The following is a 22,410-nucleotide window of genomic DNA, read 5'->3' as shown; positions in this document are numbered from 1 at the left end:
CCCTTATTTATTCCAAAGGCAATTTAAAAGTAAAACAGCTGCCCTTCCCGGCCTGGCTGGTAACTTCAATGGCGCTTTGATGGGCGTCCAGAATGGATTTGACTATGGCCAAACCCAAACCAACTCCGCCATATTTCCTGGTGGAGGATCCATCCAGCTGATGGAACCTCTCGAATATCCGGGGCACCGATTCCTGGGGAATTCCGACTCCGCTGTCAGATACCTCGATCCTAGCTGCCCTCTCCCCGTCAGGTTGGGCCTTGAGTTTGATGTAGCCCCGGGAGGTGAATTTCAGGGCATTCATTACCAGGTTATCGATCACCTGCAGGATCCGGTCCCGGTCCCCGATGACATTCAGTTTTTCGGGAGCATCGATGACGATTTCCAGCTTCTTCTTGTCCAGCTCCGCCTGATAGTTGGCGGCCGTCTCGTCCAAAAGCGCCCGGATGTCAAAAGGATGCTGGTCCACCGCAAAATGCCCGGACTCTATGGTGATAAAATCCAGCAGGTCCTTTATCTGCCTGGTCAGCCGCTTGATGTTCCTCCGCATCACCTCGATCCCCTTGCGCTGGGTCTCGGTCAGGGGGCCCAGTTTTTCCATGGCCAGATAATCGGCATAACCCGAAATGGTGGTCAGGGGGGTCTTGAGCTCATGGGAAACATTGGCGATGAAGTTGCTTTTCAGCCGGTCCAGCTCCATAAGTTCGGCGTTGGCCTGGGACAAACGGTCGTAGGACTCGGACAGGGCCTCCAGATTGACCTTCAGCTGCCTGGTCATGATGTTGAAGTTATCGGCCAGGGAGCCGATCTCATCGTCGGTTTTGACGTTCACCTCTTTATCCAGTTTCCCGGCCCCGATTTCCCGGGTGGCGATGGTCAGCTGGCTGATGGGATCGGTGATGCTCCGGGCCATGAAATAAGCCAGGACGCTCCCCAGCAGGACGAACAATAGCCCGGTTATCAAAACCTGTCTCAGGCTGCTTCGGATCAAATATCCCAGGGCAGCGAAGGAGCCGACGAACCTTACCGATAATCTGTGCCGGCCCCATTCTTCGATATAGGGCATCACCACCGAAATGGCTTCCTGGTCATCGGCGGTGCTGATTATCTTATAGCTCAGATCCAGTCTCTTCACCCTCTCCATAAGGCCGGACTCGTACAGTTCCGGCTTCTTGGGAATAGCGGAATGTTCAATATCCATTTGCCGGGAATCGAATTTCACTTCGCCGTTGACGTCGATTATCTGGATTTCGGTGATGTTGCCGTTCATCCTTAGAAAATTTGACAGGCTGCCCCTGAATTTGAAATAACCCGAGGTGTAATATAAATAATAGCTCTGGCAGATGGGAGCCACGGTCATCTGGGCAAAGGCAATGACCCCGCCCTGTATCTCGTTTTTCAGCTGTTCCCGCCTGGCAAGCACCGAAATCAACGAATACACCGTAATGATTATTATCACTAACAGGCTGGCGGCGATGGCCAGTTTTATTTTAAGGCTTTTAAACATCTTATATTCCCCGGTGCCGCTAGGCTGTCACCCTATAGCTTGTAATATATTTCGAACACTTTGATCCTTCCATCCTGGCGGGGCAGGAAAATGATGTTTCTGTCCCGGCCATATATCCGGTTCCTGGCAAAGATGGGAATAAAGGGGTAGTCCGACATGGCCAGTTCCATGGCCTGCTTTAAGAACTCTATCCTCTCCTTGTTGTCCAGCACCTGGTTGCTTTTCTCGATCACCGAATCCAGCCTCCGGTTGCTGTATACCCCCCAGTTGGCACTGCCATAATTCTTGCCATCGCTGGTGTGCAGGCAGGCATCGAAAAGATCCGAAGCATCGCCGGAACTGCAGGACCATCCCACCAGGAAAAACGGGATCTGGCGCCGATCAAGCCGGCTGGAGAAATCCGGCCAGTCGCTCCCGGTCAGGGCTACCTTGATGCCGATCCTGCCCAATTGCTTGGCCAGGATATCCCCGGTGGTGGACGCCGCCGTCCTGGACATCTCCAGAGACACCTTGAAACCGCCGGCATAACCGGCCTCGGCCAGCAATTTTCTGGCCCTGGCCAGGTCCGGCCTTTTCATGGATATGGCGGGATTATATCCCACGATGTATGGGGAGACCAGCTGATCTATCGGCAGGGCATCCCAGCCTGAAGCCTTTATTGCCTCATCGGGATCTATCGCCCAATAGATCGCCTCCCGCACTTTACGGGCCGACAACGGCCCCTTCCCGGTGAAATTGATCCCCAGCATGCTGACCCCCAGGCCGGGGCTGTTGACAAAATTGATTTTGGGGTTGGTGCGGTTTTGGTCGGCTTTGTTCTTATCGACATCGCGGATCAACTGCACCTTGCCGTCAAGCAGGGCCTGCAGGCGGTCCTGTTCCCCGGGAATGATCTTAAATATGACCCTTTTGATCGTCGGGCGGCCCTTCCAGTGTTTTTCATTGGCTTTCAGCTCTATCTGGCTTCCGGCCTGGTATCTTACAAAATGGTATGGCCCGGTCCCGACCGGCGTGGTGACAGGGTCAGCGGTGCCCTCCGGCATGATGGCGATGAAGGTAAGTTTGTTCAGCAGGACCGGCGATGGCTTGCTGGTCTTTATTTCCAGCGTCAAATCATCGATCACAGTTATGCTTTGAAGGGTTGCCAGATAATGGCATACCTTGCCCAGCCGGGCCCTTTCCAGGCTGTATTTGACATCTTTCGAGGCCAGCTGGCGGCCGTCATGGAAGAACACATTGGGCCTAAGGGTGAACCTCCAGGTGAGATCGTCGGGGTTTTCCCAGCTGATGGCCAGAGCCGGCTCCACTTTCATGTCCCGGTCGAAGCTGACCAAAGCATCATAGATATTGCTGAGTATCGAATGAGTGATGCTGTCGTCATGCAAATATGGATCAAGGGTTATCAGCTCGTCTTCCATGGCCAGGGTCAGCAGCCGGCCGTCGGGGCTGTTACCGGCGCAGGAGCAAAGCAGGCCTATTAACAATACCGCGGTGATTCTTTTCAACATCGGACTGACTCCATTATAGATTGTTTTGAGGGCGGATATCTTTGACCAGCATCGCCGCCGCCGTCTTCTGCTGCCAGATCAGGCCCCGGCGCAGTCCGTAGCTGCTGTCCCGGATATACAGAGGAATTAAGGGAAGGTCCTTGGTGGTCAGCAGGATGGCCTGCTGCAGCAACTGTTTGCGCAAAAGGGGATCGAATTCACGGTCCGCTTTCTCCAGGATTTTATCCAGGTTTTCGTTGGAATATCCCGAAAGATTGCGGATGCCAAAATCCCGGGCGCCGCCCTTGGAATGGACCATATCGTTCAACAACTCGCTGGCATCTCCAAAGCTGTAAGCAAACCCCATCAGGTAGAATTGGGCCTGGCCGCTCTCGATGGAGCTATATAATTCCGTCCAGGACAGGGAGTCTACTGTCAGCTTGATGCCTATCGGCGCCAGGAATTCCGCCAGGAGCTGTCCCTCGAACCAGGCTGCTGACGATACCTTTATGGTCAGTTCGATCGGATCGGATGTCTTCAAGGGACCGATTATCTGGCGGGCTTTTTCGATATTCTGTTCAATTTCGGGGAGTTCCGGATCGTAGCCTAATATGGCCTGGGTCGCTATCTGGTTGGCGGGGACGGCGTACCCGTGGCAGACCCTGGCGACCATCTCCCGGCGGTTTATGGCCAGGGAGATCGCCTGGCGCAGACGCACATCGGAAAGGGGGTTATCCTTGAACTTGCCGGAGGTATTCAACCCCAGAACGGTAATGGTGGTGCCGGGTTTGGTCACCATATTCACCCTGCTGTCGCCGGACAGTCTGGTGCGGAAGCTTTCCGGGACATTGGCATTGATATCCATCATGCCGTTCAGCAGTTTTTCCATCCGTTGGGAGTCATCTGTTATAATATGGAACTCCGTCTTATTGAAGAACGGCTCCTCCCCCCAATAGCCCTTGAACTGGTTCAAATACAGGATGTCCCGGCCGTTGAATCCAGACAGGGAATAGGGTCCGGTGCCTACCGGCTGTCCGGCCGGGTCGGATCGGGCGGGGATGATGTTTATCATGGTCAGTATATTCATCAGGTTGGGCCGGGGCTTGGCGGTGGATATCTCGATGGTCAGGCTGTCAATTTTTTCTATCTTCTCTATCACTGCCAGCATGCTTTTAAAGACCGACGCCTGATGGTTGCCGGCCCTCTCCAGACTGAAGATGGCATCCTCCGCCGTCAGTGGTTTCCCGTTATGGAACTTTACCCCCGGCCGGAGGTAAAAACGCCAGGTGCGGTCGTCGACATTGCTGTATCCGGTGCACAGCATCGGAACAAGCTGCATGTCGGCATCAAAGGTCACCAAACTTTCGTAGCAGTTGCCCAGTATCTCCACGGTGACCGCCTCGTCCTGGGTATGGGGATCGAAGCTTATCAGTCCTTCGCTGGCAGCTATCCGCAGGGGCTGCTGCGGATAGCTGCAGGAAAGAGAGGCCAGCAGGGAAAAGGCCAGAATGATCTTTTTCATGGGACTCCTTTATCTTCAGGACAGGTGAATGGCCCGGCCCAGCGCATTGAGGGCCGCCTCCAGGAACGACTCGTGGAGGGTGGGGTGGGAATGGACGGTTTGAATGACATCCTCCAGCCGGAGTTTCGATGATATCGCCAGTGAGGCCTCGGAGATCAGTTCGGTGGCAGCGGGCCCGGCGATAACGCACCCCAGAAGTTGATGGGTTTCCCTGTCGGCCAGGATCTTGACAAAACCCTCCAGTTCCCCGATACAGCTGGCCTTGCCGCTGGCCGAAAAGGGAAACTTGCCTGTCAGGATATTTTTATCCGCCTGCGGAGAAGCAGGTATTCCTGCCGAGGCTATCTCGGGGTGGGTATAGACACAGCGGGGCACGGCATGGTATTCCATGACCGCCTCAGGCCCCAGCATGTTCTCCACGGCGATCTCGGCCTCCCGGGAGGCCACATGGGCCAGCAGCCATCCGCCGATGCAGTCCCCGGCCGCATAAACACCGGGAATATTGGTTTCCATCCGGCCGTTGACCTTGATGCAGCCCTTTTCAATGGCGATCCCGGCCTCCTCCAGCCCCAGGCCCTGAATGGATGCCTTGCGGCCCACCGACACCAATACCCTGGCGGCCTTGATTTTTGTTTTTCCGCCTTCATTTCCGGCCACTTCAACCTCGATCAGATCCCCGTTCTTTGTCAGACCGTTCACCCGGGAATCAAGCTTAATATCCACCCCTTTTTTGATCAGCGCCTTATACAGCACCTCCACCGCCTCCGGATCCTCCCCGGGGATCAGCTGGGGCATCATCTCGACGATGGTCACCCTCGAGCCGAAGGTGCTGTAGACCTCGGCCATCTCGCAGCCGATCACCCCGCCGCCGATGATCAGCAGGCTTTCCGGGACCGCATCCAGGGCCAGGGCCCCGGTGCTGTCCAGCACCCCGGGCAGGTCAATGCCGGGGATGGGCGGGATCACCGGCTGGGAGCCGGTGGCTATCAGCAGTTTGTCGTATCCGATCTCCCGTCCTTCGGCTTCCAGCAGTATCTTTCCCCTTCCGGAAAGACGGGCCGGGGATTTGATGACCTCCACCTGTTTTGCTTTCAGGAGCATTCCCACCCCGGCGGTGGCCTTTTTGACCACCCGGTCCTTCCTTTTCTGGATGTCGGCCCAGTTGAAGCTGACGCCCTCTGTTTTGATACCGAACTGCCCGGCGGCTTTGGTATGCTGCATGACGGAGGCCGATGCCAGCAGGGCTTTGGTGGGAATGCAGCCCACGTTGAGGCAGGTGCCGCCCAGGGTACTCTTCTCAATCACAGTGACCCTGGCCCCCAGCTGGGCGGCCCTGATGGCGCCCACGTATCCTGCCGGCCCCCCGCCTATGATGACGATATGCTGGTCCATATTGGTGCAATATCCTTATAATTGATTGTTGGTAAGTGCGTAACTGAGGAATTCCAGGTCCAGACCCAGGTTGACCCTCCGCAGGGCGGTCCCTTTGGGGATCAATATCTGGCTGGAGGGAAAGAACAGGATGGCCTTGACCCCGGCGGCCGTAAGCCTGTCGACCGCCGACTGGGCGGCCTGGGGCGGCACGGCTATGATCCCGATCTGGATCTTTTTCTGGTTGACGGTTTGCTCGATCTGGTCCATCAATTGAATGGCCATCCCCGGTTTGAGCGTCTGGCCCGCCTTTTTGGGATCGGAGTCGAACACCGCCACAATGTTGAATCCCCGCTGTTTAAAGTCCTGATAGCGGTACATGGCCAGGCCGATGTTTCCGGCCCCCACCAGGCAGATGTTCCAGCTGCGGTCCAGCCCCAAAATGGCGCCCAGCTTGTCCATCAGTTTGGCGACATTGTACCCCCGGCCCCGACGCCCGAAAGCGCCGAAATAGGAGAGGTCCTTGCGCACCTGGAACGGTTCCAGCCCGTAGACCGTGGCGATCTCTCGCGAGGAGATGGTCTCCACGCCCAGCTCCTTCAAGGATGCCAGATGGTGGAAATACATGGACAGCCGGCGGATGGCCGATTCCGGGATCTTAACTGGCGACTTCATCGAATATCTTCCCCGGGTTCAGTATATGGTTTGGATCCAGGCTTTTTTTGATTTCCCTCATGGCCTTTATGGCCGGGGCATCCACCGCCAGCGGCAGATATTTTTTCTTTACATAGCCTATGCCGTGCTCTCCGGAGATGGTCCCGCCCAGCTCCACCACCCTGGCGAACATCTCGCCGAGCAGGACGGGCAGGGCCTCCTGCCATCTATCGGTCTGGAATTCCCCTTTGAGGATGTTGACATGGATGTTCCCGTCCCCGATATGACCGAAGGAGACTATCTCCAGGGAATATTTCTTCTGCAAAATTTCCAGTTCCTTAAAAAGCTGCGGTATTTTTGACTTGGGCACCACCACGTCCTCCCGCTCCCGGACCGGGCTTTTGGCGGTCAGCGCTTCGGAAAGGGAGCGGCGGATCTCCCACAGCCGGTCCTGCGAAGGCCGGTCCTCGGCCACCAGCACGTCCAGCGCGCCATGGTCGGAGACTATCTGGCCGATCCTTTCGTACAGCTTCTGCAGATCCTCCCGGGCCTCGCCGTCCAGCTGGACCAGCAGGTGGGCTTCGGCCTCCCGGTAGGGCGCCTTCTTTTCCAAAAAAGCCTCGGCCGCCAGGACGGCCTTCTTCTCCATGAATTCCATGGTGGCGGGGATTATCCTCTCCCGGATCACGGCATTGGTGGCCTTGACAGCATCATCAATGGAGGAGAACGGGATCAGAAGGTCGGTCTGGAATTTGGGCTTGGGCAGCAGCCGGAGGGTGATCTCGGTGATCACGGCCAGGGTGCCTTCCGATCCGCATATCAAATGCATCAGGTCGTAACCCGAAACATCCTTGATGATCCTGCCCCCCAGCCGGGAGATATCGCCGTTGGGCCAGACGACCTCCAATCCGCAAAGATAGTGCCGGGTGACCCCGTATTTGAAGGCCCTGGCCCCGCCGGCGTTCTCGGCAATGTTGCCGCCGATGGAACAGGAATCCAAACTGGCTGGGTCCGGCGGATAGAACAATCCCCTCTCTTCTACTTCTTTCTGAAGTTGTCCGGTTATCACCGCCGGTTGGGTGACCACCATCAGGTTATCTTCGTCAATCTCCAGGATCTTGTTGAATCTCTCCAATGACAGCAGAATGCCACCGCACACCGGCAGGGCGCCCCCGGACAGTCCGGTGCCGGCCCCCCGGGGGGTAAGCGGGACCTTTTCGGCATCGGCCAATTTCATTATGGCCGAGACCTGGGGGGTATCGGCCGGTTTTACCACTACCGCGGGCATGAATTTGTGATGCAGGGTCTCATCGTGGGAATAGGGTTCCATGTCGTCGTCCAGGGTTATCAGATACTTTTCTCCGACGATCTCTTTCAGCCGTTGTTCGATGTTCGGGCTTATCTTATTATATTGGCTCATTTTCCTATCTTTTACTGCGAGTATTTTCAGTTGATTCGCCGCCGGGGCATACTGCACAACAGCCGCCAAAGATTCAATTCCCGGCCGCCCCGTTGCTACCCCCCCGGCTATTGTCACCCGCCGCATCTAAGGCGGCCAGGATGCTGGTCACGTTCTCCCGTTTTTGGGGCCGGGCTGTATCCAGGGCCAGCAGAAGCTGGCCAAAATGGCGGCATTGCTCGGCGCATCCCGGTTGGTTTCTCATCTCGTAATACGTCTTTGCCAGGCCTTCCAAACTGGTGTCCAGGTAGGATCGGAGGTTAAGCGATTGCTTCATCAGAAGGCTCTTATAAAAATGATCCGCGGCTTTGGGATAATTCCCGGTTTTGTAGCTTACTTCACCCATGTTGTTCTCGATCATAGCCTCGGTGGCTTTGTCCCCCAATCTCTTGCTGATCACCAGGGCCTTCTCCCAAAGCCCCAGCCCGGAATCGATATCATCCGACTGGACCATTACATTGCCCAGATTCAGGTAGGAGGTGCATATGGCACCCGGATCGTGGAACTCCCTCCGGAGGTGCAGGGACCTTTGGTGCTGGTCCCTTGCTTCGTCCAGCCTTTCCATATCGGAATAAACCAGTCCCAGGTTGTTGTGAGCTGTGGCCTGAAGCACGGGATTTGAACCGCTCGCTGTCCACTCCAAAACCTTTTGAAAACAGCCCACCGCATCCTGATAGCGGCCCATGCGCCAAAACGTATGGCCCAGGCTGTTAAGCCAGTTGAAACGGGATTCTTGGTCAATAGCTGGGATTTTGCTTAACCGTTCCTGGACCGCCAAAGCTTCCTCATAGCGGCCCAGCTGGCGGAGAACTATTGCCTGGCAATGGTCGTTGCGGCAGCTGACTTCAAAAGGATCATCTTCTGATAGGTCCTGGGACACGGCACTGTGTTCGGCCAGAGCCTCCATCAGTTTTCCCAGCATTGTCAGCCGATACCCCACCTCTACCCAGGCACGCAGAAGTTGGTTGCGATCCCCCAAGGCCTTTGCCAGCCTTTTCATGGTCCGGTAATTGTCCAAAGACTGCTGGAAACCGATGGTCTTGTCCAACACCTCGCCCCGGTTATAATATAATTGGAATAATATCGAAAGGATATCTGAGGCGTTCTTTTTTTTTGACCTATCTTTCACAGGAATATTCAAACCGTTCGAAAAACTCCTTGATCTGCATGGGGTCCATTCTCCGACCCAGCAGTATCATCAGCTTGATCCGGGCCTTCTGTCCCGGCAGGTGTCCGCCCAGGATGACCCCTTTTTTGATCAGCTGAGCCCCGCCGCCGGGATAGGCATAGGTTCCCAGCACCCTGCCCCCTATGCAGCGGGAACAGAGGACGACCGGGATCTTCTTGGCAATGGCGTATTCTATCCCGGGCACTACATCCGGCGGAATATTTCCCCGCCCCATGCCCTCTACCACTAGTCCCTTGGCCCCGGAATCGACCGCGTATTTGACAAGGCGGGAGTCCATCCCCACCGCCATTTTAAAAAGATCCACCCGGGGCTCTATTCTCCTGACCGGGTAATGCTCGCGGTACATCGGCTGGCGGTAGAACAGCACCCGGTCCTGGTCCACCCAGCCCAGCGGGCCCAGGTCGGGACTGCGGAAGGTCTCGAAGGAATCGGTGCTGGTCTTGGTCACCTCCCCGGCCGAATTGATGGTGTTGTTCAGAAAGACCAGGACCCCCTTGTTTCGGGCATCCGGCGAGACCGCCGTCCGGGCGGCGCCCATCAGGTTGGCCGGACCGTCCCAGCCCAGCTCGGTGCAGTCCTTCATGGCCCCCACCACCACCACCGGCTTGGGCGAGTGTATGGTCAGGTCAAGAAAGTAGGCGGTCTCCTCCAGGGTGTCGGTGCCGTGGGTGACGATCAGGCCCATGATGTCGGGCCGGGCCAGGTATTTTCTGGCGATCAGGGATATCTCCAGCATCATCTCCGGCGTGATATGCGGCCCCGGGTATTGCCCGAAATCATGCACCTCTATCTTGAAATTCTTGTTGATCACCGGCAGGAGCTTGAGGATGTCCCGCCCCTTGAAGGCCGGAACCGCGCCCCCGCTCTTTTTGCTGGATTTCATGGAGATGGTCCCGCCGGTGAAGATGATGGCTAATTTTGGTTTTTTCATTTTCCCCATAAATGTATTTGCCACAAAGACACAAAGATTCAAACGTTTCTGTTACTATGCCGCGAATTTTTGTAGTGTCTTTCCTATCACAAGTTACAAAGACATCTTGAGCCTTTGCGTCCTTCGCGTCTTGGCGGTTAAAAAAGTAAGCATTATAAGCGGACCCAATACAATTGAATATTACCGCAAAACCGCCCGGCTTTCAAGAAAAAACGAGGCGATCTTATCGCCCCGTTTTTTGGTTGTATGGAATTATTTCTGCTTCTCTTCCTTTTCCTTCTTGGCCTCTTCGATGATCTTCTGGGTGGCCTCGAAAGGCACCGGATCGTAATGGGAGAACTCCATCTCGAAGCTGCCCCGGCCCTGGGTCATGGAGCGCAGGGAGGTGGAATACTTGTACATCTCGCCCTGGGGCACGGTGGCCTTGATCACCTGCAGGCCCTTGGCCGAGTCCATGCCGCTGATGCGGCCCCGGCGGGAGTTGAGGTCGCCCATCACCTGGCCGGCGAATTCCTCGGGAATGGCCACCTCCAGTTTCATGATGGGCTCCAGCAGGACCGGCGAGGCTTCCAGCACGCCCTTTTTGAGGGCCATGGAACCGGCGATCTCGAAGCTGGTGCCGGAGGAGTCCACCGGGTGATAGGAGCCGAAATAGATGGCCGCCTTCAGGTCCACGATGTGGTAGCCCGCCACCGCCCCTTCCAGCATGGCCGCCTTGACCCCCTTCTCCACCGAGGGGATGAAGTTGCCGGGCACCACCCCGCCCACCACCTCGTCCACGAACTCGAAGCCCCCGCCCCGGGGCAGCGGCTCCAGGCGCAGCCAGACGTCGCCGTACTGTCCGTGTCCCCCAGATTGTTTCTTGTGCTTGCCCTGGATCTCCACCTTCTTGGAGATGGTCTCGCGGTAGGGTATCCGGGGCTTGATGATGGTGACCTCCACCCCGAACTTCCGCTTCAAGCGCCCCACCATGATGTCCAGATGCAGCTCGCCCAGGCCGTTGATCAGGGTCTGCCGGATCTCGGGCACGAAGCCGTAGGTGAAGGTGGGGTCCTCCTCGTTAAGGCGGGACAGCCCCACCGATATCTTGCCTTCGTCATCCTTGGATTTGGCCTCCACCGCCACCGATATCGACGGCTTGGGCAGGATGGTCTTGGGAAGGATGACCTGATGATTCTTGGTGCTGATGGTGTCCCCGGTGCCGGATTCCTTCAGCTTTACCGCGATGCCGATATCGCCGCAGCTGATTTTGGCGGCATCGATGCGGTCCTTGCCGTTGGGAAAATAGAACTGCCCGAATTTTTCCGCCTTGCTGAGGGAGGCGTTATAAAGCTCTATCCCCGGCTCCAGCGAGCCGGAATACATCCGGAAGTAGTTCAGATTTCCGGCATGGGGTTCGATGAAGGTTTTGAACATGAACAGCACCGGCGGCCCGTTGGGATCGCACTTGACGATTATCTCCTCGTCGCTGCCGGCCTTTTGGGCCACCACTTCCTGGGTATCGGCCGCGGTCGGAAAGAAGGCTACGATGGAATTCAACATGGCGTTGACCCCCACCTGGAAGTAACCGTCTCCGGCGAACACCGGCACCAGGCTCCCTTTTCTGATGCCTGTTTTCAAACCATCGGATATTTCCTGATCGGTCAGGCTCTCGCCGTTCAAAAATTTCTCCATCAGGCTGTCGTCGGATTCGGCCACCGCCTCCACCAGTTTGTCCCGGTATTCCTTGGCTTTTTCGGCCATTTGGCTCGGGATCTCGCCGATGGTGGATTTTCCCTCGCTCTCGAGAAAGGCCTTCATCACCGTGAGATCGACCACTCCCTTCAGGTTCAGCTGGTCGCCGATGGGCAGGGTCAGGGGCACCGCCTGGTGGCCGAATTTATCGCGGGCCTGGTCCAGCGATTTATAAAAATCGGAATGCTCCTTCAGCAAACGGGTCAGGAAGATGGCCCGGGGGAGCTTCAGCTCGTCCGAGTACTTCCAGCACTTGTCGGTGCCCACCTCTATCCCGGACACCCCCTGGGCCACTATGATCACGCAGTCGGCCACCCGCATTCCGGCCTTGACCTCGCCGGCAAAATCGGCGTAGCCCGGGGTGTCTATCACATTAAGCTTGTGGTCCTGGTGTTCGCAGGCCGCCAGGGATGAGAAGATGGATATCTTGCGGGTGGTCTCGTCGATGTCGAAATCGAAGATGGAGTTGCCGTCGTCCACCCGCCCCAGGCGCCCGGTGGGATTGCCGGCATGGACCATGGCTTCGGCCAGGGTGGTCTTTCCGCAGCCGCCGTGGCCGGCCAATACAATGTTGTGGATCTTGTCCGCTGTATAATTCTTCAAAACGTCCCTCCCGATATATGAAATTTTGTTGTTTTATAAAGTAAACAGATTCCGGATTATAACAATCTTGGCGCCTAAAAGTCAATAAATTATTTGGGGACAGCCCTTTACAATGCAACCAGGATCTCGGTCAAAGTATCGCCCCGGGCCACCGACCGGGCTATCTTCACCTCGTGGTCCCGATTGTTGCAGATCAGCAACGCTCCGTTTATCCAGCCGCAGATCCGGTGCTCGAACAGCAGGTCCGAATCGTCGATGTCCAGAATGTGGAAGGCCAGGTGGTGCTGGTCCTGGGATGCCACTTCCATCCTCCCCGGGGTGTAATAGGTCTTGAAGATGTTGGCCGTCCGCTCCATTATGAAATTGACCGAGGCCACCCTGGCAAAGGCCTTGTAAATGCCCCTGAGTGATTGTTCGGCGCTGTAACGGCCGATCTCCCTGGCCCCCAGTTCGTTGCCGCCGTAGAAGCTGTTGCAGATCATCCTGGTGGGCTCGACAAAACCGGCCTGAAAGGGATACCAGTTGTTGGCCAGTATGGCCTGGTCAAATATCTTCCTCGATTCCCCAGGCAGGCTTTCCAGCCATGCTTTTTGTGCCTCCGGGCCGAACTTGTGATTGACGAAATTCTTGGTGGCCAGCACCGAGGTGCCCTTGACCTCCATGGTTGCCCTCCGATGGTTGAGATTTGAAAGCTATTTGGCCTGTTCTATCTGCTGGCTGTTCTTCTTGACCGCTGAGTGCCGGCTGAATATCTTCATGCCGTCGTTGAGAATGGTGAACAGCATCAGCATGATCAGGATGGCTATCCCGATCTGCTGGATCACCACCTGCACTTTTACCGGCAGGGTCCTTTTCCTTACCCCCTCCAGCAGGCTGAAGAAGATCACCCCGCCGTCCAGCACCGGCAGGGGCAGGAGATTGAGAACCATCAAACTGATGGAAAGAAGCGCCACCAAAAGCATCAGGTCGCTGAAGCCTTTTTTGGCGGTGCTTCCGGCCATCTCTCCTATCATCAGGATGCCGCCCAGCTGCTTGGCCGAGGAGGGTTTTACCACGATCTTGTACAACACGCCGTAAGTGCGGGCCACCAAGCCTCCGGTGCTGACCGTGGCATTGGTCACCGAGGCCCAAAGGCCCAGACGAAGTTTATAGCTCCCGAACACCGGGGCAGTGACCCCAATGACCCCGACCGGGCCCTGGCCCGGGTAATCCTGCTCCACCGGTGTGATTCGGACGCTGAGGGTATCGGACCCCCGTTCGACCAGAAGCCTGGACTCCCGCCCGGCATTTTGGTTGATGATCTCCCTCATGCCGTCCCAGGTCTTTACCGGCTTATCGTCAATGGATAGGATGATGTCTCCGGCGTTGAGTCCGGCCTGGTAGGCCGGCAGGCTGGAATAGACCTCGCCCAGCTGAGCCGGCACCGCCGGTTCGATATTCTCCAGGAATTTCATCCGACGGGATGAGGGGATATTAAGGACTATTCTCTTTCCGGCCCGGTCCAGGGTGAGGGATATCGAGTCGGCTGTTCTCTCGGCCTGCAGCTCCTGCCACAGGCCATGCCAGGTTTTAACTTCTTTCCCGTCGATCGAAACCACCCGGTCGCCCTCAGTTACCCCTATCTGCTGGGCCAGGCTTCCCGACCCCACCTTGCCGACCGAGGTGGAATAATCCGGGGCGTTAAAACCGACCAGCCCCAGCATGACGAAGATCAGAAAGGCGGTAACCAGGTTGGCCATCGGGCCGGCCAGGGCCATCAGCACCCGGCCCCACCAGGGGGCGGCCATATAATCGCCCGGCTTGGGGACATAGCCCTCCTCGAAGGCGTCCTCCCCGTCCAATTTCACATACCCCCCCAGGGGGAGGGCCGAGATCAGATACTGGGTATCGCCTTTTTTGAATCCGAATAATTTGGGGCCGAAACCCAAAGAGAATTTCAAGACCCTGATGCCCACCTTCTTGGCCACGTAAAAATGGCCCAGCTCATGGACAAAGACCATGATCCCCAGAACGAACAATGTGGCCAGAACTGTTGTCACCATTATGACTCCTGTATAATGCTTTTACTTCTATTTGACGATCTCAAAGGCCTGCTTTAAAAAGGCCTCTCCCTCGGACATCTTTTCCTGGGCAAAGCACAATCGGGACAGCATCTTCAGCATCTCCCCCACCTTGAAGTGTTTGGGTCCGTATCCTTTCTGCCAGATGGCCATCGAACGGTGGCAGAGGGCCTCGGCCTCTTTGTTTCGGCCCTGTCCGTGCTGCAGCTCCGCCAGCCGGGCCAGGGGCTCCGCCACCTCGGGATGATCCGGCCCCAGGGTGCGCTCAGAAATGGAGACCGCCCGGAGATAATAGGCCTCGGCTTTATCATAATATCCCTGGACCGAAGAAAGGGTGGCCAGGTTTTTATAGGTGGTGGCCAGGTTCGGGCTTTCCTGGGGCAAATGGGCCTCGTCTATCTCCAACGCCCGGCGGTAGATGGTTTCGGCCTCCACGAATTTCTGCTGCGACCGGTAGAGGTCGCCCAGATTGTTGAGGTACATTGCGATCTCCGGATGCCCGGGGCCCTGCACCTTTTCCTTCATCTCTATAGCCCTGATGTAAAGCTCTTCGGCCTCGTCCTTCCTTCCCTGGGCGGCATAAACCTCGGCCAGGTTGTTGTAGCATAAGGCTATTTGCGGGTGTTCGGGGCCGTAGGCGTTCAATGACATTTCGATGGCCGTGCTGCACAGGGACTCGGCCTCCGGCAGGCGGTTCAGATCGCGATACAGCCCGGCCAGATTTATCAGTATTCCCGCCAGCATTGGATCATTGCCGCCGGATCCCTTTTGGAATATCTCCCGGGCCTTCAGCAAGATTTCCTCGGCCGGAAGGTGCCGCCCCAGGATCTTATACACCGTCCCGATATTGGCCATCAGTCTGGCCTGCACCAGGACTTCGCTCGGTGCCAGTTTTTTATTCAGATTGAGGGATCTCTCATAAAACGGCAGGGCCTCGTAATAACGCCCCTGAACGCTGTACAAAACTGCCAGGCGGTTAAAGCAAGCAGCGACCTCCAGGCTCTCCGGGCCCGATTCCCTGATGGTTAATTGAATGGCTCTGCGGTACAGGCTGTCGGCCAGGGAAAATCTTCCCCAGTGGATATAGACCTCGGCCAGTTCTTTTAGCCGGGGAAGCAATTCGGGATTGTCCGGGCCGAGCCTTGCCTCCGCCTCCCTCAGCTCATGCTCTTTGCTTTTTATTTGTTCCCTGTCCTCGGTCATAAACCAGTCCCTTTCGGTCTTTAACTAAGTGGGTTATTATAACATAAAATCGGATTTATTTTAACAAAAATTCCAGCTCGATTCCCAGCTCGGTGTCTTGGTCGACCTGGCCCTGGTAATCCCTTAGCTGCCTGGCTATTTTCAGATAGCCGGCCCCGGAGCGGCCCAAGGCACATCTCAAAAATAAAGCATCCCTCCGCCCCAGGCCCCAGTAGCCGTGAAAGCTCCCCCCCGATCTTAGCTCCGGCTCCGCCAGATAAAGCCTGGCATCGTAACTGGGTGCGTAGTAAAATACCGTCTGGCCTTGGATGGTGATGTCCCTTGGCAGTTGGGCCTTTAAGGCCAGGGACAGCAGTTCCCCACGTTTTCTGTCTTCATGCCGGGAATCCCCGAAAAAGGATGCTTGATGCCTGCCGGTGGCGCTGAACTGCTTTCCCAATCGCCAATGCAGGCCGGCCTTGAAGGTAAGGTTCGAGGTATGATATATCGGGGCTCCGGATTGTTCATCAATAAAATATTCTTTCTGCAGGGATCTGATCCGAAGGTCGGCCAGGAGACCCTGGAATATTTTTTTATCCAGCCTGGCTTCATAGCGCACCCCCCGGTACCCCTGGGATGAAAGGGGAAATGGTTGCCAGGGATAGAACTGGTTGTATATGGCCGAAATATCGCAGCCCAACGGAGCCCGGTACCAGCCGGCGATAGTGATCCCCCTCTCATCATCGCCGCCGAAATAATTATCCGCATTAAAACGGGGAGGTTTGAATTTCGGGGAATATCCGTAAATATCGATCCGGCCGGCATAGTCCCGCACCATAAACCCTACCTCCCCGGTATACCCGCCGACCGCCCCCTCTCCCTTGGCCAGCTCAAGCCAGGCCCAATTTTTATCCAATGCAGTTCTGGCATCCAGGCTGACCAAAAAGGCATTATATAGTCCTTCGGCCGTCGTTTTATCGAAGGCCCGGTTATAGCCGGTTATCCCGATGTCGCAGGAGCGGCCGGGGCTAAAGCCCACCCGTCCGCCGATGATGGTCTCGGCCGAATTGTTTTTCCTTTCCAGCTCCGCATGGCTGCGATGATATCCGTCGTCATAGATGCTGGTTATGCGGTCCATCGAATCTATTTTGGCATCCATCCGCCGTCGGGAGGCAAAACAGATAATGTTCAAGTTGTCTGCTAATGGGTGTTTCAGGCAAAGCCCCCGCAAACCCCGGTATTCGTGGGAGGAAAAATACTGGCGGACCGCTGCGGCGTCAAGTTGGGCCGAGCCGGACCAGTAGCTGGAGAATATGCGGGGCGAGCTGCCGCCGAATAACAGCCCCTGGCCGATCTTCATTTGATAATCCCCGATTATCACCTGCTTGGTTCCTTGGTCATCCGACCACCATAGATTGCCGGAATAATAGTCGTTCCAGGCCGGCTCGCCCACGTCATGCTGGCATTGCCCGTATATCTCCCAGTTTTCATCCGGACGGAACCACATCCGGGTCCGGCTCTCCAGCGGCGAACCGTTAAAACTGCCCTCGGCAATTCCCTCCGCCTCCGGCCACTTTCTCTGCAATCTGGAGGAAAGCTTTAATTTGACGCTATTGGCGGGGAGGTGGAAATCAAGGCAGACGTACGGCAGCAGGGATTCCAGAGCCTGGGGGTCCAAAATGGAATCCCTGACCAGGAGCAAGGGGTCGCTCAATTTGGGATGGCTTTTTAAATATCGGTCCAGCCGGAGGGCCTGGTAGGGAGTGATCCCCGGAAGGGTCATCAGCTGGTCAAGGTCGGCATGGTTGAGATTTACCGGGTGCTCCTGCAGATAGATCATCTGCTCGGCAAGGTCCTGCGAGGCCTGCTGGTCCTCGATGTCGGGCATCTCCTGTGCCCCGGCATATAGGGGGATTGCCAGCAGCAGCAGGCCCTTCAGAAGTTGGTTCATGGCCCGATAGTGATAAGATTCTTTATCTCCTCGTAGGCCTTCCGCCCGATGCCCTTAACGTTCATTACTTCCTCAGGGTTCCGGAAGGGCCCGTTCTTTTGGCGGTAGGCGATGATATCCCCGGCGGTTTTGGGCCCGATGGCAGGTAGGGTTGCCAATTCCTGGGCCGAGGCCTGATTGATATTAACAGCCAGCGGGATGCCGGGTTTGTATTCCAGGGTCATATAGGGGGCCATTCTCTCCAGCAACGACCGGCCGATCCCATTGACCTCGGCCAGATCATCGAGGTGTTTGAACGGCCCGATGCTGTCGCGAAAAGCAATGATGTCCGCAGCTGCTTGGGGCCCGATGCCCGGCAGAAGGCAGAGGTCGTCAAATGAAGCGCTGTTGGGATCAATCTTTTCAATGATCTTGACGGTTTGGCTGCCCTTCATTCTGACCTCCTCTGGCCGGGCAAATATCCTCTGAGTTATATAGTTCAGGCTCAGGCAGTGCGAAAACCCCAGATCGGGATGGGTCCTGATGGCATAATCCAGCCTTATTTTTTTATGAATCACTCCGAAGCCCAGGCTGGCTGCATTTGGCTGATTGCAAAACCCAGCCCTGAGGGCCAAAAGATTGCGATAGCGATATTCCTGCCCGATGCGGATCTGGCAGGGCCAATCCCGCTGGTCATTAAGCTCAACGAGAAGCGTAATTTCGTCTAAGGGTTCCAACGCCGCGCCCAGCGAAAGGTTTTGCGAAAGCTCCTCACCATTTTGACCGATGGTCGGCCGGTTCACGTTGCCAGCCACCATTCCCAGCGCCAGCCATTCTGCCGGCTTGCCCAGCACTCCCAGATCCAGTCCCATTCCGGCCCCTGAACCGTATCTTTCGACGTTCAACTGATAGCAGTTAAGGGAAACACCAACTGCCGCCTTTTCTATCAGGCGATAGGAGAAGGTCCCTTTTAAAATATTTTCCCGGTAAAGGCCATTGCCTAAAGTGGATAGTACAGCGGCCACCCCTATTTTGTCCTTTCGATGGGCATAGGCTCCGGAGAAGGCCGTCAGATCTGTCAGCCCGAATGGGATCGAGCTGCCGCTGCAGGCAGAGAGGTCCGGGGCCAGGGCCGGGAGTGCCGGATTATACAGATCGCTGCCGGTCAGGTCGGATAGCGCCACCCCGGCCCCGGCCAGGCCGTAGATCCGGGCATCGGTCTGGAACTCTTCAAAGGAGGCAACGGCTAGGATGGGGGGAAAAAGAATTATTAGTGTTATGACTATTATGGTTTTCATGATCTGTTAGGAAAGGCGTTTATTTTGTGATCGCCCGGCTGGGATTTTCGTCGTCCTGCGCCCAATATAAAGGGTTCTCAATTATATATTGTCTGATTTTATCGTATGATTTATCGTTTCGGATGACCTGTTCGTAATAATTTCGTTGCCATATTTTATGATCCGGGGCATTACGCAATTTATTTATATGACGGGTCACCGCCGCGGTGTAACAACGGATGATGGTCGGCAATGATCCGGCGACGGGTTTACCAAAATGTTCGGTTGTACCCGTAGGGGCACGATGCATCGTGCCCCTGCAATGGTCATCATCGTTTATTATCAATATCCCATGAATATGATTCGGCATAATCACAAATACATCCGGAATCACATAGGGCCGTAATTTGCCGGTTTTAATCCATTCGTTGCGGGCAATTTCTCCGAATGGGTTTAATACCATCAGCCCATCGGTGATTTCGCCGAATATACATTTCCGGTCTTGGGCGCAAATGGTTATGTAGTACGCCCCTTCCCGGGAATAATTGTATCCCGGCAGACGGATGGATCGGCGTTTGTGTTTGGGATTGTTTACGGACATAACAATCTTGGTTTCTATGCTTTTGTGCCCGCAGGGACCCGATGCATCATGGCTCTGCAAATTCAGTTTTATGATATAGACATTGTCATTTGGATCATACTAATATAATTTGTTAAAATTTGTCAATGACCCAACTGAAGATTTTTTGAAATATTAGTGGAACGGGAACGGGAAATAAAAAAGCCCCATCCAAATATGGATGGGGCCAAATAAAGGAGGGACCAAGCCGCTTCCGGCCATCTGCCGAAGAGATAGCAGACAGGCCCGGCTTATAAAATATTAGCTTTTTTGTTATCTGTGAACCGAGATCCTTTTTAGTCCATCAATCGGCGCATGTAGGTGGGTATCTCCAGGTCGTCCTGCTTCACCGCGCTGACCTGGCCCTTGGTGACTATGGTCTGGATGTTGGAGCGCTGGTCCTTGCGCTGGAAGGTCCCCGGAGCCAGGTTCTCCTTGCGGAAGGACTGGGGAAAGTCTATCCGGTTGTTGTCGGGGAGGTCCTTCTCCACCTTGGGCGCGCCGCCGCCCAGGCCGGTGGCTATCACGGTCACGCTCATATTGTCTCCGGCCTCGGGATCTATCACCGTTCCGAATATCAGGTTGGCCTCCTCTCCGGCCGCGCTGCGGATCACCGACGCCACTTCGTTGACCTCGGTCAGGGTCAGCTCATCGGAGGCCGAGATGTTCAGCAGGATGGCCTTGGCCCCCTTGATGGAAATTCCCTCCAGCAGGGTGTTGGCGATGGCCTCCTCGGCCGCAGTGATGGAGCGGTTCTCGCCGGTGCCGATGCCCACGCCCATCAGGGCGTCGCCCCGCTCCAGCATCACCGAGCGGACGTCGGCGAAGTCCACGTTGACCAGGCCGGGAACGGTGATCAGGTCGGAGATGCCCCGGGTGGCCTTGAGCAGCACGTCGTCTATGATCCGGAAAGATTCCGTCAGCTTGGTCTGCTTGCCCACCACCGAAAGCACCCGCTGGTTGGGGATGACGATCAGGGTGTCCACCCGCTCTTTCAGGTCCCGGATGCCCTCCTCGGACTGCAGGATCCTCTTGCGGCCCTCCCACTCGAAGGGCTTGGTGACCACCGCCACGGTCAGGATGTTCATCTCCCGGGCCAGGTCGGCCACCATCGGGGCGGCCCCGGTCCCGGTGCCCCCGCCCATCCCGGCGGTGATGAACAGCATGTCGCTGCCCGAGATCATTTCGGCCACCCGGGCCTTGTCCTCCTCGAAGGCCCGGCGCCCGATCTCGGGATTGCCCCCCGAGCCCAGGCCCCTGGTCAGCTTGTGCCCGATCTGAAGCTTCTGGTCGGCCAGTGATTTTCTCAGCACCTGCAGGTCGGTGTTGACGGCTATGAAATCCACTCCGTTCAGACCGGCCTCCACCATCCGGTTGACGGCGTTGCCGCCGCCGCCGCCCACTCCCACCACCTTGATGTTGCAGCGTTCGCTGATAACATCCTCTTCGAATTCCAGCATACTCTCTTCTCCTTTATTTATTTTCTTGGGTTCGTTCTGAATGATGCCATACAACGGCTCGGCGATCGCTTCGGCGATCTGCTGTTCCAAAAGTTTTATCGGTTCGGCCATGATCGGACCTCCTGATTTTCGTTTTCCCTGATGACGGATTGTATGTGATATTGTTTTTTTACCCGTTGAAAAGATCGCCGAACCAGCCCTTCATCTTGCCCAGGATCGATTCGAAGGGGTTGCTCTCGTCTATGGAGTCCCCTTTGAACCTCCGCTCGTAGCCGTACAGCACCAGCCCCACCCCGGTGGCGTACATGGGGTCCTTGATCAGATCCACCACCCCGCTGATGCCGCGCGGCTCGCCCACCCGGGCCGGCTGGTTGAAGACCTGCTCCGCCAGGGAGGCCGCCCCGGGCAGTTTGGCGGCCCCTCCGGTGAGGACCACCCCGGCCCCCAGCATCTCGCCGTAGTCGGAGCGCTTGATCTCCCGGCTGGCCAGGCTGAAGATCTCCTCCATCCGGGGCTCGATTATCTGGGCCAGCACCTGGCGGGAGACCTCCCGCTCCTCTCGCCCGGCCACCCCGAACACCCCGATCATCTCGTCCTCCTTTACCTGGGACAGGGTGGCGCAGCCGTATTTCTTCTTGATGCTCTCGGCCTGTTCGGTGGGGGTCCGGAGGCCGATGGCGATGTCGCTGGTCAGGTTGTTGCCGCCCAGTCCAATCACCGCCGTATGGCGGATGGAATCCTCGAAGAACATGGCGATGTCGGTGGTCCCGCCCCCGATGTCCAGCAGCGCCACCCCCAAAGATTTCTCGTCCGGGGTCAGCACCGCATAGCTGGAGGCCAGCGGCTGCAGCACCAGGTCGTCCACCTTGAGCCCCGCCCGCTTGATGCTTTTGTAGATGTTCTCGGCCGAGGCCACCGCCCCGGTGACTATATGGACCTCCACCTCCAGCCGCACCCCGGCCATCCCGATGGGGTCCTTGATGCCCTTCTGGTCGTCGACGATGAAGCCCTGGGGGATCACATGCAGTATCTCCCGGTCCATGGGAATGGCCACCGCCTGGGCGGCGTCTATCACCCGGTCCACGTCGGCCTGGGAGATCTCGTTGCCCCCCCGGGAGACCGCGATCACCCCCCGCGAATTGATGGAGCGGATATGATCCCCGGCGATGCCGGCATAGACCGAGTTTATCTTGACCCCGGCCATCAGCTCGGCCTCGGAGACCGCCTTCTCAATGGACCGGGCGGTCTTCTCCAGGTTGACCACCACCCCCCTTCGCAGGCCCTCCTCCGAAGAGCAGGTGCCGACGCCCACTATTTTAAGCTGATCCCGGTCGACCTCGGCGATTATGCAGGCGATCTTGGTGGTGCCCAGGTCCAAGCCCACGATCGTATTAGCCATTTCCGGCCTCCTTTATGATGATCTTG

General features: G+C 56.6%; 17 protein-coding genes. All 17 read right to left on the bottom strand.

Translation table 11 applies throughout. The features are described from left to right. Window positions 1–7: 7 nt before the first annotated feature. The gene (locus tag RDU76_03475) at window positions 8–1,507 is read right to left on the bottom strand and encodes a HAMP domain-containing sensor histidine kinase (GenBank protein MDQ7797992.1); all 1,500 of its coding nucleotides are present in this window, start codon (window positions 1,505–1,507) and stop codon (window positions 8–10) included. 32 nt (window positions 1,508–1,539) lie between these two features. Then, window positions 1,540–3,015 (bottom strand): ABC transporter substrate-binding protein, encoded by a 1,476-nt coding sequence (locus RDU76_03470; GenBank protein ID MDQ7797991.1) that lies wholly within the window; start codon window positions 3,013–3,015, stop codon window positions 1,540–1,542. Between the two features lie 13 nt (window positions 3,016–3,028). Then, entirely contained in the window at window positions 3,029–4,516 is a 1,488-nt protein-coding gene (locus tag RDU76_03465; protein ID MDQ7797990.1) for an ABC transporter substrate-binding protein, read from the bottom strand. Between the two features lie 15 nt (window positions 4,517–4,531). Next, on the bottom strand, window positions 4,532–5,908 hold the full coding sequence (gene lpdA / locus RDU76_03460; protein MDQ7797989.1) for a dihydrolipoyl dehydrogenase: 1,377 nt from the start codon (window positions 5,906–5,908) through the stop codon (window positions 4,532–4,534). 15 nt (window positions 5,909–5,923) lie between these two features. Continuing rightward, a complete protein-coding gene (locus RDU76_03455; protein ID MDQ7797988.1) occupies window positions 5,924–6,562 on the bottom strand; it encodes a redox-sensing transcriptional repressor Rex in 639 nt (212 codons plus the stop codon). After that, a complete protein-coding gene (locus tag RDU76_03450; GenBank protein ID MDQ7797987.1) occupies window positions 6,546–7,961 on the bottom strand; it encodes an FAD-linked oxidase C-terminal domain-containing protein in 1,416 nt (471 codons plus the stop codon). Before RDU76_03450 ends, RDU76_03455 begins: the two co-directional genes overlap by 17 nt. A 73-nt stretch (window positions 7,962–8,034) precedes the next feature. After that, entirely contained in the window at window positions 8,035–9,129 is a 1,095-nt protein-coding gene (locus RDU76_03445) for a tetratricopeptide repeat protein (protein MDQ7797986.1), read from the bottom strand. Beyond that, window positions 9,119–10,120, bottom strand: coding sequence for an asparaginase (locus tag RDU76_03440; GenBank protein MDQ7797985.1), 1,002 nt, complete (start codon window positions 10,118–10,120; stop codon window positions 9,119–9,121). Before RDU76_03440 ends, RDU76_03445 begins: the two co-directional genes overlap by 11 nt. 252 nt (window positions 10,121–10,372) lie before the next feature. After that, window positions 10,373–12,457 carry an elongation factor G gene (fusA, locus tag RDU76_03435; GenBank protein MDQ7797984.1) on the bottom strand — a complete coding sequence of 695 codons (2,085 nt, stop codon included), beginning with the start codon at window positions 12,455–12,457 and terminating at the stop codon, window positions 10,373–10,375. Between the two features lie 107 nt (window positions 12,458–12,564). Then, on the bottom strand, window positions 12,565–13,119 hold the full coding sequence (locus tag RDU76_03430; GenBank protein ID MDQ7797983.1) for a hypothetical protein: 555 nt from the start codon (window positions 13,117–13,119) through the stop codon (window positions 12,565–12,567). 30 nt (window positions 13,120–13,149) lie between these two features. Beyond that, window positions 13,150–14,499, bottom strand: coding sequence for an RIP metalloprotease RseP (gene rseP / locus RDU76_03425; GenBank protein MDQ7797982.1), 1,350 nt, complete (start codon window positions 14,497–14,499; stop codon window positions 13,150–13,152). A gap of 27 nt (window positions 14,500–14,526) precedes the next feature. Further along, window positions 14,527–15,720, bottom strand: a complete 1,194-nt coding sequence (locus tag RDU76_03420) for a tetratricopeptide repeat protein (GenBank protein ID MDQ7797981.1) — start codon at window positions 15,718–15,720, stop codon at window positions 14,527–14,529. A 55-nt stretch (window positions 15,721–15,775) separates the two neighbouring features. Then, complete coding sequence (locus RDU76_03415) at window positions 15,776–17,650, bottom strand: helix-hairpin-helix domain-containing protein (protein ID MDQ7797980.1); 1,875 nt, start codon at window positions 17,648–17,650, stop codon at window positions 15,776–15,778. Beyond that, window positions 17,647–18,927 carry a helix-hairpin-helix domain-containing protein gene (locus tag RDU76_03410; protein MDQ7797979.1) on the bottom strand — a complete coding sequence of 427 codons (1,281 nt, stop codon included), beginning with the start codon at window positions 18,925–18,927 and terminating at the stop codon, window positions 17,647–17,649. The genes RDU76_03415 and RDU76_03410 overlap by 4 nt, the downstream gene beginning before the upstream one ends. A gap of 19 nt (window positions 18,928–18,946) precedes the next feature. Then, on the bottom strand, window positions 18,947–19,507 hold the full coding sequence (locus RDU76_03405) for a transposase (GenBank protein MDQ7797978.1): 561 nt from the start codon (window positions 19,505–19,507) through the stop codon (window positions 18,947–18,949). Window positions 19,508–19,821: 314 nt separating this feature from the next. Then, window positions 19,822–20,985 (bottom strand): cell division protein FtsZ, encoded by a 1,164-nt coding sequence (ftsZ, locus tag RDU76_03400; GenBank protein ID MDQ7797977.1) that lies wholly within the window; start codon window positions 20,983–20,985, stop codon window positions 19,822–19,824. 169 nt (window positions 20,986–21,154) lie between these two features. Continuing rightward, window positions 21,155–22,384 carry a cell division protein FtsA gene (gene ftsA, locus RDU76_03395; GenBank protein ID MDQ7797976.1) on the bottom strand — a complete coding sequence of 410 codons (1,230 nt, stop codon included), beginning with the start codon at window positions 22,382–22,384 and terminating at the stop codon, window positions 21,155–21,157. Window positions 22,385–22,410 lie beyond the last annotated feature (26 nt).

The organism is Candidatus Edwardsbacteria bacterium (genome assembly GCA_031082425.1).
Lineage (GTDB): Bacteria > Edwardsbacteria > AC1 > AC1 > EtOH8 > UBA2226.
The sequence above is the reverse complement of the archived record's forward strand: the minus strand, read 5'-3'. Positions and strand labels throughout refer to the sequence as shown.